The sequence below is a fragment of the Janibacter sp. A1S7 genome, from assembly GCF_037198315.1.
GTDB classification, from domain to species: Bacteria; Actinomycetota; Actinomycetes; order Actinomycetales; family Dermatophilaceae; genus Janibacter; species Janibacter alittae.
Genome location: NZ_CP144913.1, coordinates 1,734,842 through 1,751,672 on the forward strand (window position 1 = coordinate 1,734,842; position 16,831 = coordinate 1,751,672).

General features: G+C 69.5%; 15 protein-coding genes. 5 read left to right on the plus strand and 10 right to left on the minus strand.

Features of this window, described 5'->3' with window-relative positions:
• Nucleotides 1-1,107 (minus strand): site-2 protease family protein, encoded by a 1,107-nt coding sequence (locus V1351_RS08290; RefSeq protein ID WP_338747691.1) that lies wholly within the window; start codon nt 1,105-1,107, stop codon nt 1-3.
• Nucleotides 1,108-1,234: 127 nt separating this feature from the next.
• Between V1351_RS08290 and metH the strand changes: the two genes are divergently transcribed.
• The gene (gene metH, locus V1351_RS08295) at nt 1,235-4,906 is read left to right on the plus strand and encodes a methionine synthase (RefSeq protein ID WP_338752485.1); all 3,672 of its coding nucleotides are present in this window, start codon (nt 1,235-1,237) and stop codon (nt 4,904-4,906) included.
• Between the two features lie 106 nt (nt 4,907-5,012).
• Here metH and V1351_RS08300 read toward each other — a convergent pair whose 3' ends face one another.
• The 3 genes from V1351_RS08300 to V1351_RS08310 all read right to left on the minus strand — a co-directional run bounded on the left by V1351_RS08300 (nt 5,013) and on the right by V1351_RS08310 (nt 8,184).
• On the minus strand, nt 5,013-5,510 hold the full coding sequence (locus tag V1351_RS08300; RefSeq protein WP_338747692.1) for a DUF1269 domain-containing protein: 498 nt from the start codon (nt 5,508-5,510) through the stop codon (nt 5,013-5,015).
• Nucleotides 5,511-5,620: 110 nt separating this feature from the next.
• Nucleotides 5,621-7,330, minus strand: coding sequence for a SulP family inorganic anion transporter (locus tag V1351_RS08305; protein WP_338747693.1), 1,710 nt, complete (start codon nt 7,328-7,330; stop codon nt 5,621-5,623).
• 5 nt (nt 7,331-7,335) lie between these two features.
• Nucleotides 7,336-8,184, minus strand: coding sequence for a bile acid:sodium symporter family protein (locus tag V1351_RS08310; protein WP_338747694.1), 849 nt, complete (start codon nt 8,182-8,184; stop codon nt 7,336-7,338).
• 249 nt (nt 8,185-8,433) lie between these two features.
• Between V1351_RS08310 and V1351_RS08315 the strand changes: the two genes are divergently transcribed.
• Nucleotides 8,434-9,291, plus strand: a complete 858-nt coding sequence (locus V1351_RS08315) for a PAC2 family protein (protein ID WP_338747695.1) — start codon at nt 8,434-8,436, stop codon at nt 9,289-9,291.
• Between the two features lie 19 nt (nt 9,292-9,310).
• Here V1351_RS08315 and mshC read toward each other — a convergent pair whose 3' ends face one another.
• From mshC to V1351_RS08335, 4 genes are read right to left on the minus strand one after another with little or no spacing between them, the layout of a single operon-like run.
• Nucleotides 9,311-10,552 (minus strand): cysteine--1-D-myo-inosityl 2-amino-2-deoxy-alpha-D-glucopyranoside ligase, encoded by a 1,242-nt coding sequence (gene mshC, locus V1351_RS08320; RefSeq protein ID WP_338747696.1) that lies wholly within the window; start codon nt 10,550-10,552, stop codon nt 9,311-9,313.
• Between the two features lie 24 nt (nt 10,553-10,576).
• Nucleotides 10,577-11,365: an SCO1664 family protein gene (locus V1351_RS08325; protein ID WP_338747697.1), complete on the minus strand. Its 789-nt coding sequence runs from the start codon at nt 11,363-11,365 to the stop codon at nt 10,577-10,579.
• Between the two features lie 5 nt (nt 11,366-11,370).
• Nucleotides 11,371-11,889 (minus strand): DUF3090 domain-containing protein, encoded by a 519-nt coding sequence (locus V1351_RS08330; protein WP_338747698.1) that lies wholly within the window; start codon nt 11,887-11,889, stop codon nt 11,371-11,373.
• Nucleotides 11,886-12,599: an MSMEG_4193 family putative phosphomutase gene (locus V1351_RS08335; protein ID WP_338747699.1), complete on the minus strand. Its 714-nt coding sequence runs from the start codon at nt 12,597-12,599 to the stop codon at nt 11,886-11,888. Before V1351_RS08335 ends, V1351_RS08330 begins: the two co-directional genes overlap by 4 nt.
• 39 nt (nt 12,600-12,638) lie before the next feature.
• Between V1351_RS08335 and V1351_RS08340 the strand changes: the two genes are divergently transcribed.
• Together V1351_RS08340 and V1351_RS08345 are read left to right on the plus strand one after the other, a co-directional pair.
• Nucleotides 12,639-13,640 (plus strand): magnesium and cobalt transport protein CorA, encoded by a 1,002-nt coding sequence (locus V1351_RS08340; RefSeq protein WP_338747700.1) that lies wholly within the window; start codon nt 12,639-12,641, stop codon nt 13,638-13,640.
• 102 nt (nt 13,641-13,742) lie between these two features.
• Nucleotides 13,743-14,909, plus strand: a complete 1,167-nt coding sequence (locus V1351_RS08345; RefSeq protein WP_338747701.1) for an MFS transporter — start codon at nt 13,743-13,745, stop codon at nt 14,907-14,909.
• Here the strand turns inward: V1351_RS08345 and V1351_RS08350 are convergent.
• Nucleotides 14,882-15,205 (minus strand): primosomal protein, encoded by a 324-nt coding sequence (locus tag V1351_RS08350; RefSeq protein WP_338747702.1) that lies wholly within the window; start codon nt 15,203-15,205, stop codon nt 14,882-14,884. The two genes, V1351_RS08345 and V1351_RS08350, sit on opposite strands and share 28 nt — an antisense overlap.
• A gap of 38 nt (nt 15,206-15,243) precedes the next feature.
• Between V1351_RS08350 and V1351_RS08355 the strand changes: the two genes are divergently transcribed.
• A complete protein-coding gene (locus V1351_RS08355; RefSeq protein WP_338747703.1) occupies nt 15,244-15,450 on the plus strand; it encodes a DUF5703 family protein in 207 nt (68 codons plus the stop codon).
• 4 nt (nt 15,451-15,454) lie between these two features.
• Here the strand turns inward: V1351_RS08355 and V1351_RS08360 are convergent, their stop codons facing one another.
• The gene (locus V1351_RS08360; protein WP_338747704.1) at nt 15,455-16,804 is read right to left on the minus strand and encodes a M20/M25/M40 family metallo-hydrolase; all 1,350 of its coding nucleotides are present in this window, start codon (nt 16,802-16,804) and stop codon (nt 15,455-15,457) included.
• Nucleotides 16,805-16,831: the final 27 nt, after the last annotated feature.

The window sequence follows — 16,831 nt, forward strand, 5'->3', positions numbered from 1 at the left end:
CTAGGTGCGGGAGAGGGCGGCATTGACCCGCGCTGCCCGCGCGACCCCGTGCAGTTGTCCGTCCGAGGTCACCGCGACGATCGACGAGCCGGAGGACTGGAAGGCGCGAACGAGGTCCAGGGCCTCGCTCCCCGGTCGCAGCTCGGTGGTCCAGGCCGCCGGCGCAGGGGTGGTCACCGCCGAGACCGGGGTGCTCGCCACGGCGCCCGGGGGAACCGAGCGCAGCGCGTCGTGGTCGATCAGGCCGATCGGCGTCCCCGCGGCGTCGACGACCACGGGCAGGGCGCGAAGGGAGGTCAGCTCGGTCAGGGGCCGGTCGTCCCGGATGGCGGCGGCCGGCTCCAGGACCGTCGCCACGTCCAGGCCACGCAGGGTGCCCAGCGCCTCCCCCTGGGCGATCGCACTCGTCGCCCCGGACCACAGGAAGGCGCCGATGAGAGCGGTCCACAGGGTGATCGACAGGTCCGGTGTCGCGCCGCGCGCCAGGGGCACGCCGATGATCGCCAGGACGATCACCACGACCAGCACCCGGCCGGCCCAGCCGGCGATGACCCGGGCACGCGACTGGTCACCCGTGGCCGCCCAGATCAGCGACTCGACGACCTGGCCACCGTCGAGCGGCAGGCCCGGGAGGAGGTTGAAGAGCGCCAGCGCGCCGTTGACGAAGGCCACACCGCTGAGCAGGGTCACCACGACGTCGGACCCGGAGAGCACGACCCCGCCGAAGGCGAGGGCCGCGATGACGCCGTTGGTCAGTGGACCGACGATGGCGATCGTCGCCGCGCTCCGGGCAGTGCCGTGCGAGGCGTCGAAGGCGGTGTGCCCGCCCCACAGGTCGGCGACCACCCGGTGCACCGTGTGCCCGAAGGCCCGCGCCGCGACCGCGTGCGCCGCCTCGTGGGCCAGCACGCTCAGCAGCAGGGCCAGCGCGTAGACGGCGGCGATCGCGTACCCGGTCACCGCCCCGAACCGGGCGGCGGTGCCCGGTCCGATGATCACGATGATGATCACGCCGAGCAACAGCCACGACCATCCGAGGTAGACGGGGATCGAGCCGATCGTGGCCAGACGGATCCCACGCGGGGGCGGTTCGATCGGCTCGGCCATGACCCTGACCCTAGGCGAGCGTCGCACGTGCGGATAATGGAAGCTCCCGTAGCCCTTCGATGACAGGATCCATCCGGTGACTGACAGCGCCCTTCGTCCCGACGCCACCGAGTCCCTGCAGGAGGCCATGCGCGCGCAGGTCCTGCTCATGGACGGCGGCATGGGGACGATGCTCCAGCAGCAGGGGCTGTCGGAGGCCGAGTTCCGGGGAGAGCGCTTCGCGGACTGGGCCAACGACGTCCGGGGCAACAACGACCTCCTCTCGCTCACCCAGCCGGCGATCGTGAAGGACCTGCACCGTCAGTACCTCGACGCCGGCGCCGACCTGATCGAGACCAACACCTTCAACGCCCAGCGCATCTCCCTCGCCGACTACGGGATGGAGGGGCTGGCCCGGGAGATCAACGTCGCCGCCGCGCGGCTGGCGAGGGCGGCCGCCGACGAGGCGATGGCCGCCGACCCGTCGCGTCCGCGCTACGTGCTCGGGGCGATGGGGCCGACCGTGCGCACTGCCTCGATCTCCCCCGACGTCAACGACCCGGCCCATCGCAACATCACCTTCAGCCAGCTCGTGGAGGCGTACCGGGAGCAGGCCCTGGGTCTCGTCGAGGGCGGCGCCGACGTGCTGCTCATCGAGACGATCTTCGACACGCTCAACGCCAAGGCCGCGATCTTCGCGATCGAGACCCTGTTCGAGGAGCAGGGGCGCCGCTGGCCGGTCATCGTCTCCGGCACGATCACCGACGCGTCGGGGCGCACCCTCACCGGGCAGACCACCGAGGCCTTCTGGAACTCCGTCCGGCACGCGCAGCCGGTGGCCGTCGGCCTCAACTGCGCGCTCGGCGCCGAGGAGATGCGCCAGTACCTCGTCGAGCTGGGCAGGGTCGCCGACACCTTCGTCTCGGCCTACCCCAATGCCGGGTTGCCGAACACCTTCGGCGAGTACGACCAGGACCCGCAGTACATGGCCGAGCTCGTCTCGGAGTTCGCCACGTCCGGGCTGGTCAACATCCTGGGAGGCTGCTGCGGCACCAGCCCGGAGCACATCGCCGCCATCGCTGCCGGGATCGAGGGAGCCGTCCCCCGCGTCCCCGTCGAGGTCGAGCCGGCCCTGCGCCTGTCCGGGCTGGAGGCGTTCAACGTCACCAGCGAGTCGCTCTTCGTCAACGTCGGTGAGCGCACCAACGTCACCGGGTCGGCACGCTTCCGCAAGCTGATCGAGGCCGACGACTACCCGACCGCCCTGTCGGTGGCCCGCCAGCAGGTCGAGAACGGCGCCCAGGCCATCGACATCAACATGGACGAGGGGATGCTCGACGGAGTGGCCGCGATGGGCACCTTCGTCAACCTCGTCTCCTCGGAGCCGGACATCTCGAAGGTTCCGTTGATGATCGACTCCTCGAAGTGGGAGGTCATCGAGACGGGCCTGCAGCGCGCCCAGGGCAAGGCGATCGTCAACTCCATCTCGATGAAGGAGGGCGTCGAGCCCTTCGTCGAGCAGGCGCGCCTGTGCCGCAAGTACGGTGCCGCCGTCGTCGTCATGGGCTTCGACGAGGAGGGGCAGGCGGACAACCTGCAACGCCGCACCGAGATCGCCCAGCGGGCCTACACGATCCTCACGCAGGAGGTCGGGTTCCCCGCCGAGGACATCGTCTTCGACCCCAACATCTTCGCCCTGGCCACCGGTATCGAGGAGCACGCTGCCTACGGCACCGACTTCATCGAGGGTACCCGTTGGATCAAGCAGAACCTGCCGCACGTGCTCGTCTCCGGAGGGGTGTCCAACGTCTCCTTCAGTTTCCGCGGCAACAATGCCGTGCGCGAGGCCATCCACGCGGTCTTCCTGTACCACGCGATCCGCGCCGGCATGGACATGGGAATCGTCAACGCCGGTGCCCTCGTTCCCTACGACACGATCGACGCCGAGCTGCGCGAGCGGATCGAGGACGTCGTCCTCAACCGGCGCGAGGACTCGACGGAGCGCCTGCTGGAGATCGCCGAGGAGTTCCGCGCTGATGGGCAGAAGGCCGAGGAGGCGAGCGAGGAGTGGCGCGGGCTCCCCCTTCGCGAACGCATCACGCACTCCCTCGTCAAGGGGATCGATGACCACGTGGTCGAGGACACCGAGGCCCTGCGCCAGGAGATCGAGGCCGCCGAGGGTGAGCCGATCGAGGTCATCGAGGGGCCGCTCATGGACGGCATGGGGGTCGTCGGGGACCTCTTCGGCGCCGGCAAGATGTTCCTGCCCCAGGTGGTCAAGTCGGCCCGGGTGATGAAGAAGGCCGTGGCCCACCTCATCCCCTACATCGAGGCGTCGAAGAAGCCCGGTGACGCAGACCGCTCCAAGGGGATGGTCATCATGGCCACCGTCAAGGGCGATGTGCACGACATCGGCAAGAACATCGTCGGGGTCGTCCTCCAGTGCAACAACTACGACGTCATCGACCTCGGCGTGATGGTGCCGACGCAGAAGATCCTGGAGACCGCGCGCGAACACGACGCCGACATCATCGGCCTCTCCGGGCTGATCACGCCCTCCCTCGACGAGATGGTGGGCGTCGCCTCGGAGATGCAGCGCCAGGGGTTCGACATCCCGTTGCTCATCGGTGGCGCCACGACCTCGCGGGCGCACACGGCCGTCAAGGTCGACCAGCAGTACGACGGTCCCGTCGTCTGGGTCAAGGATGCCTCCCGCTCCGTCCCGGTGGTCAGCCAGCTGCTCTCACGGACCGGCAAGGAGCCGCTCCTGACGGAGGTCGCGGCCGACTACGACGCCCTGCGCAAGCGGCACGCGGCGAAGAACAACGACCGTCCGAAGCTGACGTACCAGGAGGCCCTGGAGGCACGCACGCCGATCGACTGGGGACAGGAGCAGGCCCACCTGTCCGGCGTCTCCCCCAGCCGCGTGGTCTTCGAGGACTACGACCTGGCCGAGCTGCGCGGGTACTTCGACTGGCAGCCCTTCTTCAACGCCTGGGAGCTCAAGGGCTCCTTCCCGGACATCCTCAACAGCCCCACGACCGGCGAGGTGGCCCGCAAGCTCTACGACGAGGCGCAGGTGATGCTCGACCGGATCATCGAGGAGAAGTGGCTGACCGCGAAGGGGGTCATCGGGCTCTTCCCCGCGAACGCGATCGGCGACGACATCGAGATCTACACCGACGAGTCCCGCTCCGAGGTCGCGCACACGCTGCACATGCTTCGCCAGCAGGGCAAGCACCGACCGGGCGTGCCCAACCGCAGTCTGGCGGACTTCATCGCGCCCAGGCAGACCGGCCTCAAGGACTGGATCGGGGCCTTCGCCGTCACCGGTGGCCTCGGCGCCGCGGACAAGATCGCTGAGTTCAAGGCCGAGCACGACGACTACAACGCGATCCTGCTCGAGGCACTGGCCGACCGCTTCGCCGAGGCCTTCGCGGAGCGTCTCCACGAGCGGGTGCGCACGCAGTACTGGGGCTACGCCGCGGACGAGGACCTGGACAACGCGGCCCTGATCAAGGAGCGGTACGCCGGCATCCGACCGGCGCCGGGCTACCCGGCCTGTCCCGACCACACGGAGAAGAAGACGTTGTGGCAGCTCCTCGACGTCGACGAGATCGGTATCGAGCTGACCGAGGGGATGGCCATGTGGCCGGGTGCAGCGGTCTCCGGCTGGTACTTCGGCCACCCCGATAGCCAGTACTTCGTCGTCGGTCGCATCGCGAAGGACCAGGTCGAGGACTACGCCCGGCGCAAGGGCTGGACCATCCGCGAGGCCGAGCGCTGGCTGGGACCGAATCTCGGTTATTCACCGGAGTGAGGCCGGCGGCCACCCCCCACGCGCAGCAGCCCACTGCGCGGCCGATTCCCGGTGGGGAACCGTCGTGCATGTGCGGGCGCTCGCCCGGGAGGTGGCCTACTCCGGCTCAGTCGTCACCGAACACGTTCCGAAGCGCCTCTTCCTGGTCGCCGGTGAGATTCGTGAAGATGAGTTCGGAAGGCTCATGTCCGGCGAACTCCTCCTTCACCCGGTCCAGGACCGCATCGCTGCTCATCAGGAACAAGGCCGACGTACCCGGTGTGACCTGGTCGCGAACCCTGTCGATGAAGGAGTCGTCGATCCCGACATCCGACAACGAGCCGGCGAGTGCTCCCGTCGCAGCACCCACGGCGGCCCCCAGGAGTGGGACGAAGAAGATGAGGCCGAAGAGCAGGCCCCAGAACGAGCCCCCGAGCGCGCCGGTCCCTGTCGTCGACGTGCCTTGGCGGGTCTTGGGCTTCTTCTTGCCCTCCTCCCAGGAGACAGTGGCGACATCGATAACCGTCAGGAGATTCTTCTTCGTGAGGTCCTCCAGTGTTCGGACTGCGTCCTGGGCACCGTCGGTGTTGTCGAACTTCCAGACAGTGAGGGTGGGCTGGGCCATCGACGTACTCCTACCATCTGGCGTCGCCAACGGCGACGCGGGGCGTGTGCGACCCCAGCCTGCATGAGGAGGTGGAATCCCCTCATCACCCGTTATAGGTGAAATCAGGCTCATTCACGGTCTCGATCAGGCGATGCGCGCGAGGCGATCGCGGCGTCGATCGAGGGGAACATCCGGGGCTCTGCACCCTCCGGATCGGCCTTCGCCAGCACGTCTCGTACCTGCCCGATGTTCGCGGCAAGCGCGAGATCCGCACCCATCCGACGCAGGTCCGTCCTCAGTTGCGCGAGCATCTCAGCAGCGGTGATGTCGATGGAGGGAGTCGTTCGACCGTCGAGCACCACGAGGTCGAGGGCATCGTGGTCACGAGCCAGCTCCCGCACGGCGCTGCGGACATGGTCGGCATTGGCGAAGACGAGTGGCCCCTCGACGCGAATCACCAACACGCCCGGGGGCGCGGCGAAGTCCGGATTCCGGCTGATGTCGACCCACGGGGCATGCTGCGCGGTGTCGGTCGGAGCCAGCTGCGCCAGGTGCGGATCCGACGTACGCGCGAGCAGCAGGACCAACGAGACGGCGATACCGATGGCCAACCCCGGCAGGGTGTCGAACACCAGAACTCCCGCGACCGTGGCAACAGCCGCAGAGAAGTCGGCGCGCGCCGTGAGCGAGTACGTCTTCGCCACCGAACCTGCCCGGAATCGCCACAACCGACGCAGGGAGGCCACGTCCACCAGTTCGATGACCGCCGCGATGACGATGGCCGCGAGACACGCTTCGGGCAGGTTCTCGAAGAGTCCGGTCAGGAACAGCAGAGTCAGCAGCGTCAGCACCGCCGTGGTCACTGTGGACAGCTGGGACTTGGCTCCTGCGGCTCCGTTGACCGCCGTCTTGGACAAGCTTCCGTTGACCACCATGCCGGACGCCATACCGGTTCCCAGGTTGGCGACGCCCAAGCCAAGCAGTTCTCGGTTCGGGTCGATGTCGTAGCCGGCCTTCGCGGCATAGGTCTTGGCCGCACCCAGCCCCTCGGAGAACCCAACCAGCATGACCCCGACCCCGCCGGCCAAGAGGGCCGAGACGTCCGATGCCGTGATGGCGGGCAGGCCGAGTTGCGGCAGGCCCGAGTCGATGTGTCCCACGATCTCGAGCCCATGATCGTCCAGGCCGAACATCGCCACCACACCGATTCCGGCCATCGCCACCAGGAGCGAACCGGGCACCAGCGGCAGGAACCGGCGCAGGAGCAGCAGGGTCACCAGGCTCACTGCACCGACCGCCAGGGCCAGCGGTTCGGTGTCGCCGAGGTGCCGGACCAGGTCCCACAACTTCTCGAAGAAGTTGCCCGACCCCTTGTCCACGCCGAACAGCGAGGGCAGTTGTCCGACGATGATGGTCAGCGCCAAGCCGATGATGAAACCCTTGAGCACCGGTTCGCTGATGAAACCTGCGAGAAAGCCCAGCCGCAGGGCCCCGGCCACCACCGCGGCGATGCCCGTCGCCAGGGCCAGAGCGGTCGACAACGCAAGATAGGCACCGTGGTCCCCTGACGGCGCGACCGTGGCGATCACTCCGGCGGAGAGGGCCGCGGTAGCTGACATCGGTGCCACCACCAGGTGTCTCGACGAACCGATGAGGGCGTACAGCACCAGTGAGGGAACGGCCGCGTACAAACCGACGACCGGATCCACCCCGGCGATCGTGGCGTAGGCGAGGGACTCGGGAACGAGCACGGCCCACACCGTCAGTCCGGCGATCAGGTCCGGCCGCAACCACGCGCGTCGGTAACCTCGAAAGGAGACGGCCAGGTCCAGTGACACCTTCGTCAGCCCCTTGCTGGTTCGTTGCGCTTACCGATCTCGCTGGCCATCAGGATCAGCACGATCGGAAGGGTCAGGGCAGCGACCAGGGTCTGGACGACCACGTCACCCCCGAGGGACGCAGCGATCACCAGTGCGGCGGAGATGTTGCGCTGGGCAGCCGCGAGACCCAGCACCATCCGGTCCCCGCTCTCGTGTCCCAGTCCACCAACCCATCCGGCGGCGAGTCCCACCACGATGATCAGCACGGTGCCGATGAACACCCACGACCCGACCGACGCAAAGACCTCGCGCCACGTCACCAGGAGCGCGGAGACGATTCCCACGGAGAGGCCGACCGTCGAAGCCTGGTTGCACCCGGCGACCACGGCATCCGCAGCGTGCGGGTAGCGAGCCCGGACCAGGAGTCCCACCGCCAGCGGAACGAGCATGAACAGGATCAAGGACTGGGCGATGTCCCGGGCCGAGACCTGCGCGCCGTCAACCGCGAGGGGGACGACGAGTGGCGCGAAGGCGACCGTCACGACCATCAGCAGCACCATCGTTCCGACCGCCAGCGGCTGGCTTCCGTGAGAGAGCTTCGCCAGAGTCGGCAGGAAGGGGGCCCCGGCGCAGCAGCCGACGAGGATCACGGCGGTGCTGGTCGCGTCCCCCATCGGCAGTAGGCGGCCGATCGCGATGGCCGCCGCCGGAACCACGATGAAGTTCGCGACGAGCGCCCCCACCACGAGCCGTGAGTCGCTCAGTGGTGCGGTGATCTCCCGCAGGCTCAGGCTCAGACCCATCCCGAGCATCCCGGCCACCACGAAACTCAGGATCCCCACCTGGGTGATCACGGTCAACACTTCTGTCATGGACGCGAATCTAGTGTTCGCGTTCCTCGCCAAGCATCACCCGATTCGGGTGGGCTTGGGATCACGCCCGGAATGGGCGTGGTCCTGACCCCAGTTCGTCCATCACCCTGTCGGGCATGCGGTGGCTGCGCTGCCCCGGGCTCGCGAAGATGACGAGCTCGTCGCCGCTGGCCCACGTGCCCCCGTCCTCGTGCCGGCCCGTCGCCAGGAGCCCACGGCGGCAACCTCCGGCGTCGTAGGCTGGGGAACGTGATCGAGATCGAGGACGTGCCTGAGCTCCATGACCCGGTGATGATCCTCGCCTTCGAGGGGTGGAACGACGCCGGCGAGGCCGCCACACGGGTCATCGAGCACCTCATCGAGCTGTGGGGCGCCGAGACCGTGGCCGCGATCGACCCCGAGGACTACTACGACTTCCAGGTCACCCGGCCCCGACTCACCAACCAGGGCCACGGACGCGGTATCCACTGGGACACCACCCGCGTCCTGCTCGCCTCCCCCGACAGCCTCGGTCGCGACGTCCTGCTCGTCACCGGCGCAGAGCCCTCTTTCCGCTGGCGGGCCTTCACCACCGAGCTGCTCGACCTGGGAGTCACCCACGGCGTCGGGACGGTCATCTGCCTGGGTTCGCTCCTGGCCGATGTCGCGCACACGCGACCCATCCCGGTCTCCTCCTCCAGCCCCGACGAGATGACCTCGTACCGGTTCGAGCTCGAACCCTCGCAGTACGAGGGCCCGACGGGCATCACCGGGGTCGTCGCCGACGGTGCTCACCAGGCCGAGATGGTCTCGATCTCCTCGTGGGCCGCCGTCCCGCACTATGCCGCCCAGGTCCCCTGCCCCAAGGCGAGTCTGGCCCTGATCGGGCAGCTGGAGGACCTGCTCGACACGGTCATCGAGCACGGCGAGCTCGAGGAGGAGTCGCGCGCGTGGGAGCGGGGCGTCGACGAGCTCGCCACGAGCGACGAGGACATCGCCGAGTACGTCTCCGCGCTGGAGAGCGCCCAGGACACCTCCGAGCTGCCGGAGGCCAGCGGGGACGCGATCGCCAAGGAGTTCGAGCGCTACCTGCGTCGGCGTGGCGAGGACACCAACGGCCCCGGCTGAGCGCCGAACCCCGGCTGGATCACAGACGCACGCCCAGTAGCGCGTCCACCGCCCGGGCGAGGTCCCCGGGCGCGCTGGTGACATCGCCCCCGGAGCCGAGGGACTGCGCGCACCACGTGTCGACCGCGACAAGGGCGCTCGGCGTGTCCAGGTCGTCCGCGAGGGCGGCCCGCACGGCAGCGATCGTCGCCGCGGAGTCGGGTCCCCCGTCGGTCGACATGGCCGAGCGCCACCGCTCAAGGCGCGCCTGCGCGGCGGCCAGCAGCTCGTCGGTCCACTCCCACTCGGTGCGGTAGTGGCGGTCCAGCAGCGCCAGTCGGATGGCCCGGGAGTCGACACCGTCCTCGCGCAGGGTCGAGACGCGTACGAGGTTGCCCTTGGACTTGCTCATCTTCTCGCCGTCGTAGGCCACCATCGCCTGGTGGGCCGTGTGCGTGGCGAAGGGACGGTGGCCGGTGATCGCCTCGGCCTGGATGACCGACATCTCGTGGTGCGGGAAGACGAGGTCGGTACCGCCGCCCTGGACGTCGATCCGCTCCCCGAGATGCTCCATGGCGATCGCCGTGCACTCGATGTGCCAGCCGGGTCGCCCGGGGCCGAGCGCTCCGCCCTCCCACGCGGGCTCGCCGGCTCGTTCGCCGCGCCAGAGCATCGGATCGAGCGGGTCCCGCTTGCCGACGCGCTCGGGGTCGCCACCACGCTCCGCGGAGAAGGCGAGCATCGTGTCGCGGTCGAGGTGGCTCAGTTCCCCGAGGCCACCGGCCGCCGCGAGGTCGAGGTAGGTGTCGCGGATGCCGTCCTCGACGACCTCGTAGGTCACGCCGCGGTCGACGAGAGCCAGCACCGTCTCGATGATCGTCGGCATCGACTCGATGACACCCATGAAGTGGTCCGGCGCGATGACGTCGAGAGCGGTCATGTCCTCGAGGAAGAGGGCGATCTGCTCCTGCCCGAGGTCCCGCCAGTCGATCCCGTCGCGCTCGGCGCGCTCGAAGAGGGGGTCGTCGACGTCGGTGACGTTCTGCACGTAGGTGACCTCACGGTTGCCGTCGCGCAGGGCGCGGTTGACCAGGTCGAAGGTCACGTAGGTCGCCGCGTGGCCCATGTGCGTCGTGTCGTACGGGGTCACGCCACAGACATAGAGGGTCGCGCCGCCCTGCGGTTCCACCGGTTCGACGCGTCGGCGCGCCACGTCGTGGAGGCGAAGGGGGACGGGGTCACCGGGGACCAGGGGAAGGTGGGGGGACGGCCAGGCTCTCACGCGGGACAGCCTACGAGGTGGTGGTCACAACGGTGGCCACGGGATCGCGGGCCACCCGGGCGAGGGCTGCGGATGGCTCCCGGCTGCCAGAAGGTCCTTCGTGCGCCGCCGCAACGCCGTCAGCTCCTCGGAGGTGATCAGGGCGAGCAGCTCCGATTCGACCGCATCCTCCTCCAGCGCTGTGGCCAGCCGCTGCAGGCGATGGGCGTCCTCCTCGGTCAGTACATCCCCCGCCCAGCCCCACAGCACCGTGCGCAGTTTCGGCTCGGCGTGCAGGCTCACCCCGTGGTCGATCCCCCACAGCCGATCGCCCTGCACGAGGATGTGCCCGCCCTTGCGGTCGGAGTTGTTCAGCACCGCGTCGAGCACGGCCATCGACCGTAGTCGCGGGAGATCGGGGTGGGAGAGGACGACGGGAGCACCCCCGTCGTCCTCACCGGCGAGCACGACGAGGTTGCCCTCGGGCACCGTCTCCAGCGGCGTCACCACGACGGGGCTGGGCGTCTGCACGCTCGCCCGGCCGATCCACCGCTGCACCGATCCGGGACCGAGCGGTCCGTCGCGCAGCAGGGTTTCCGGGACGAGATCGAAGCCACCGAGCGCATCGATCCGCGCTGCGGCCACCTCCCGCGCGGCGAGGGAGCCGTCGGGGAAGTCCCAGAGGGGCCGCTCCCCCGCGATCGGCTTGTACGCGACCGTCACCGGCGCGAGGTCGTCGCGACGGATCTCCGCGACCGTCACGATGTTGCTCGCCGACGGGTGACGTCCGAGGACGACGAGATCACCGTCGTCGAGCGCGTGGTCCCGACCCATCGCGGTCAGCGCTTGTACCCATTGGCGCGGGGGCAGATGTGGCCGTCGGCGTCGACCGGGCCACCGCAGAAGGGGCAGGCCGGACGGCCGGCGCGCACCACGGTCTCGCACCGCCGGGCGAAGGCCCGCGCCTGTGCCGGCGAGAGCGACGCGCGCAGCGTGTTGACGACCGAGCCGTCCTCGACCTCATCGGGATCCTGGTCGTGCGCCTCGATGATGACGACGTGCCGGTCCTCGTCCCACGACAGGGCGAGGGCACTGACCCGGAAGTCCTCCTCGATGGGCGTGTCGAGAGGCGCGTTGTCCGCTGCCGCGGCGGCGGCTGCGATGGTGGCCTCGAGCCCGGCGACCTGGTCGAGCAGCTCGCCGACGCGCTCCGCGAGCACCTGGGCGTGCACCTTCTCCAGGGCCAGCTGCACCCGACGCTCGCCGTCGCTGGCCTGGAGGAAGAAGGTCCGTTGCCCGGGCGGACCCACCGTGCCCACGATGAAGCGATCCGGCGGGTTGAACTCGACGAGGCTCATGACTGCGACCCTAGCCCGGTGCCGCCCCCGACCGTGGCGTCGCCCGCGCTCGACGCGTCCTTCGGGATCGCCGGCTGCAGCGTGGAGGTGCCGGTGTCGTTGGTGCGCAGGAGCATGGGTCGCGTGTCCGTGAAGTGGATGACGGACATCGACGCGGGGTCGACGTGCAGACGCTGGAACTGGTCCAGGGGTGTGCCCACAGCGTGCGCGAGCACGGACTTGATGATGTCGCCGTGGCTGAAGGCGCCCCACACCGCATGCGGTCCGTGCTCGGCGGTGACCGCCGCATCGATCTCCGCGACGGCCGCGACGGCGCGCTGTGACATCTGCGCGATCGACTCGCCGGGGTAGTCGTCGCTGCTCGGGAAGGTCGCCTCGCTCGGTCGGTCCTGCACATCACGCCAGAGGGGCTCCTCGGCGAGCTCCTTGATCGGCCGGCCGGTCCAGGCGCCGTACCGGCACTCACCGATCCCCTCGTGCACCTCCACCGTCAGCCCGTGGGCCGCTGCCAGCGGCTCGGTCGTCTCCAGGCACCGCTGCAACGGGCTGGACGCGAGGTGGACGAAGGGGGTCCCCGCCAGTCGGTCCACGAGGGCCGCGGCCTGATCGCGGCCCGTGTCATCGAGACCGATGCCCGGCAGCCAGCCGGCGAGCACGCCCTGGGTGTTGGCCGTCGAGCGGCCGTGTCGGATGAGGATGCAGTACGCCACGTACGCCACCCTAGGCGCGGCACCTGCGAGGATGCTCGGGTGATCGTCGACCAGGCCCGTTACCGCGACGGTCGGCGCCTGCCCTGCGCCGACATCGGTGAGGAGCTCGCGGCCATTCGCGCGGAGCGCTCCGGGGACTTCCTGTGGATCGGGATGAAGGACCCCTCGACCGAGACCTTCGCCGCGGTCTCCGACGGGCTGCGCCTGCACCCGCTGGCCATCGAGGACTCGGTCACCGGGGACCAACGGCCCAAGATCGAGCGCTACGGCGACGGGCACTTCGTCGTCCTGCGCCCGCTGCGCTACGTCGAGTCGACGTCCGATGTCGAGTCCGGCGAGCTGATGCTCTTCCTCGGGGAGAACTACATCGTGACGATCCGACGGGGGGCGGCCACTCCCCTCGCCGGTCTGCGCAGTCGTCTCGAGGACGCCCCCGACGCCCTGGAACGCGGCCCCTGGGGCGTCTTCCACGCGATCATCGACCTCGTCGTCGACAGCTACCTGGCGATCGAGGACGAGCTGCAGAGGGATCTCGAGGACATCGAGTCCCGTGTCTTCTCGCAGGAGGAGCAGGTGGGCAGCGAGGAGATCTACACCCTCAAGCGCGAGGTCCTGGAGTTCAAGCGGGCCGCACTCCCCCTGCAGCGACCGCTCACGCTGCTCGTCGGATCCGCGACCCCGGTCCCCGGGGAGGAGTTGCGCCTGCTCTTTCGTGACGTGAACGACCACCTGTCGCTCGTCATCGACAACACCGAGTCACAGGACCGGCTGCTCACGGACGTCCTCAACGCCCACCTGGCTCAGGTCGGTGTGCAGCAGAACCAGGACATGCGCAAGATCTCGGCGTGGGCGGCCATGGCGGTCCTGCCGACGATGATCGCCGGCATCTACGGGATGAACTTCCAGCACATGCCCGAGCTGGACGCCAGCGTGGGCGTCGGGGGTCGCCAGATCTACTACGGCTACCCGTTGGTCCTGCTGCTGATGGTCTCGGCCTGCACCGTGCTCTACCGATCGTTCAAGCGGTCCGGGTGGCTGTGAGCCGGTCGGCGCAGCACCGGCCCACGGGTGGTCCCTGACGCCTACCCGCGTGGGATGCTGGAGGCAAGGGATCGGCGCGTCATGGCTCGAGGAGGGCGGCCGATGGCCACACCGCTCTTCACCAGGGGATTCATCGCCCTGTCCGTCTCCGAGTTGGGCTACTTCACGGCTGCGGGCATGGCCGTGTTCGCCCTGCCGCTCTACGTGACCGGGCCGCACTTGGCCGGCGACGAGGTCGGTGCCGGCCTGGCCGTGGGGATCTTCGCCATCTCGGCACTGGCGCTGAGACCGGTCGCCGGTCGGTTGACCGACACGGTGGGGCGGCGGCCACTGCTCCTCGGCGGGGCGATGGTGGCGACGGCGTGCTTCGGCCTGCTCCCCCTCACGGACAGCCTGGCGCTGGTCCTGGTGGTTCGACTGCTGGCCGGTCTCGGGGAAGCGGCCTTCGTCGTCGCCGGGTTCGCGGCCCTGGCGGACCTCGCGCCACCGGAACGAATGGGTGAAGCACTGTCGTACAACTCACTGGGGCTCTACCTCGGCATGGCCCTGGGACCGGTGCTCGCCGAAGCCCTGGTGCGCGCAGGTGGGTTCACCACGGTCTGGGTCGGTGCGGCCGGGATCACCGCTCTGGCCGCCGCGGTCGCCTCTCTCGTCGGCGAAACCCGCGTAGCGGCGGCACCGGAGGAGGTGGCGCCCGGCTTCATCCACCGGCCTGCGCTCGCGGTCGCCCTCGGCTTCCTCGCCTCGCTGGCCGCGATGGGTGGCTTCATCGCGTTCGTGTCGCTGTACGCCACGAGTCTGGGGCTCGAGAACGCCAGCATCGCGCTGTTCGTCTTCGGCGGCGTCGTCGTGCTGTGCCGGACGCTCCTGGCCCGGGTCCCGGACCGGGTGCCACCACTCACGCTCGGTGCTTCGTCCCTGGGAGCGATCGCGCTCGGGCTGATGATGGCCGCAGCAGTGCGTCACCCACTGGGACTGCTCGCGGGGATCGTCGTGATGGCCGTGGGAGTGGCATTCAGTACCCCCGCGTTCTTCTCGGCGATCTTTGCGACGGCGACGCCGTCGGAGCGCGGTGTCGCTTCCGCAACAGCGACCGCCGCCATCGACCTCGGGTTGGGCATCGGGCCGATCGCCCTCGGCCTGGTGGCGTCGGGGTGGGGCATCCCGTGGGCCTTCGCCGCAGGGAGCGCCATCGCCGCACTCGGAGCGGTCTGGATCCTGACCCTGCGCCAGCGCGCCGATCAGCGGGAGGTGTCGTCCTCGTCGTAGTCCTCGTCATCGAGCCCGCCGTAGGACTGGTCCTCATCATCGTCGTCGTACTCGTCCGAGTCGTCATCGTCGTCGGAGTCCTCGTCGACCATGAACTGCTCGTCCACGACGACCAACGGTGTCATCTCCCCCGTGGCGTCGTGGAGGGCATCGTCGTAGGCCTCGAAGGCGTCGGCGAGGTCCTCGTAGGCCGCGACGACGGTGGGGTCGTCCTCGCCGCGGCGCTGGGACGAGGCCTCGAGGTGTCGCTCGAGGGCGGCGATCAGCTGGTTCAGGGCGGGGCGCGGGTCGCTCATGGGGACGACGCTACCGCCATTGGGCCACAATGGTGCCGATGCCCGAGTACGAGTTCCGCACAGTCGTCTTCCCACGGGGCGCCGCACGCGCCGCGATCCGTCAGGAGCTGGCCGACCACGCCGAGTACGGCCACTGGGAACTGCACCGCACGGTGGTCTACCTCGGTGGCGTCGAGAAGGCGTGGTTGCGCCGCAAGATCATCCGCGTCCCGCGACCGGACCACCTGCCCGTGAGGGTCCGCTGACGCCTCAGCAGTCCTCGACGAGGCGCCGGAGCACCTTCGCGCCGAACTCGAGCGACTCCAGCGGCACCCGCTCGTCGACGCCGTGGAACATCGGCGCGAAGTCCAGGTCCGCGGGCAGGCGCAACGGTGCGAAGCCGTAGCCGGTCACGCCGATCGTCGACAGGGCCTTGTTGTCGGTCCCACCGGAGAGGCAGTACGGCAGGATCGCCGCCCCGGGGTCCTCGGCAAGCAGCGCGGATGTCATCCGCTCGACCAGGGCGCCCTCGAAGGGCGACTCGAGGGAGGTGTCCAAGTGGCCGACCTCGACGTCGACGTGCTCGCCGGCGAGCTCCCTGATCGTTGCCATCAGGTCGTCCTGGTGGCCAGGCAGGAAGCGGCAGTCGAGAGCGGCCGTGGCGTCCTGCGGGATGACGTTGTGCTTGTACCCGGCATCGAGCATCGTGATGTTGGCGGTGTCCTGCAGGGCGCCGCGCACGAAGCCGGCGGCAGGCCCGATCCGCTCCAGCAGCTCCTCTGCGTCCTCGTCGCTGTAGCCCACCCCGGTGACCTCGGACAACCCGTCGAGCAGCCCGCGCACCGACGCGATGAACTCGCGCGGCCACTTGTGCGCATCGATGCGGGCGATGGCCTCCGCGAGGTGGACGATCGGGTTGTCACTCGTGGGGACCGAGCCGTGGCCGGCGGTTCCCCTGGCCCGCAGGTGGAGCCAGGCGATGCCCTTCTCCGCGGTCTGGAGCAGGTAGGCCCGGCGGGGATCCCCCTTCGCGTCCTCGACGGTCACGCTGTATCCACCGACCTCGCTGATCGCCTCGGTGACGCCCTCGAAGACCTCGGGGTGCTCCCGGACCATGAACTGGCTGCCGAGCACTCCCCCGGCCTCCTCGTCGGCGAAGAAGACGAAGAGCAGGTCCCTCGGCGGGACGGTGCCGGTACGTGCGAGGTGACGGACGTTGGCGAGCATCATCGCGACCATGTCCTTCATGTCCACCGCGCCGCGGCCCCAGAGGCAGCCGTCCGCCTCCACTGCTGCGAAGGGGGGATGCGTCCAGTCCTCGGCGTGGGCCGGGACGACGTCGAGGTGCCCGTGGATGCACAGGGCGCCCCGATCGCGGTCGGCGCCGGCGACGCGCACGGCGACCGTGGTGCGACGCTCCCGCGACTCGAAGACCTGCGGCTCCAGCCCGACCTCGCGCAGCAGGCCGACGACGTAGTCAGCGGCCTCCCGCTCGCCGGGTCCGTCCTGGCCGGGGCCGTAGTTGCTCGTGTCGATCCGCAGCAGCTCGCGGCAGATGTCCACGACCTCCTGCTCGGGCGCCGTGGGGGCACCTCCCGCTTGCGGGGGAATCTCGCTCATGCCCGAAGGCTAGTTGGTGCGGCGCCC

What these genes read in the sequence shown, in the direction of transcription:
- V1351_RS08290 (WP_338747691.1), bottom strand. Translation starts at nt 1,107, where the DNA reads ATGGCCGAGCCGATCGAACCGCCCCCGCGTGGGATCCGTCTGGCCACG.
- metH (WP_338752485.1), top strand. Translation starts at nt 1,235, where the DNA reads ATGCGCGCGCAGGTCCTGCTCATGGACGGCGGCATGGGGACGATGCTC.
- V1351_RS08300 (WP_338747692.1), bottom strand. Translation starts at nt 5,510, where the DNA reads ATGGCCCAGCCCACCCTCACTGTCTGGAAGTTCGACAACACCGACGGT.
- V1351_RS08310 (WP_338747694.1), bottom strand. Translation starts at nt 8,184, where the DNA reads ATGACAGAAGTGTTGACCGTGATCACCCAGGTGGGGATCCTGAGTTTC.
- V1351_RS08325 (WP_338747697.1), bottom strand. Translation starts at nt 11,365, where the DNA reads ATGGGTCGGGACCACGCGCTCGACGACGGTGATCTCGTCGTCCTCGGA.
- V1351_RS08330 (WP_338747698.1), bottom strand. Translation starts at nt 11,889, where the DNA reads ATGAGCCTCGTCGAGTTCAACCCGCCGGATCGCTTCATCGTGGGCACG.
- V1351_RS08345 (WP_338747701.1), top strand. Translation starts at nt 13,743, where the DNA reads ATGGCCACACCGCTCTTCACCAGGGGATTCATCGCCCTGTCCGTCTCC.
- V1351_RS08350 (WP_338747702.1), bottom strand. Translation starts at nt 15,205, where the DNA reads ATGAGCGACCCGCGCCCCGCCCTGAACCAGCTGATCGCCGCCCTCGAG.
- V1351_RS08355 (WP_338747703.1), top strand. Translation starts at nt 15,244, where the DNA reads ATGCCCGAGTACGAGTTCCGCACAGTCGTCTTCCCACGGGGCGCCGCA.
- V1351_RS08360 (WP_338747704.1), bottom strand. Translation starts at nt 16,804, where the DNA reads ATGAGCGAGATTCCCCCGCAAGCGGGAGGTGCCCCCACGGCGCCCGAG.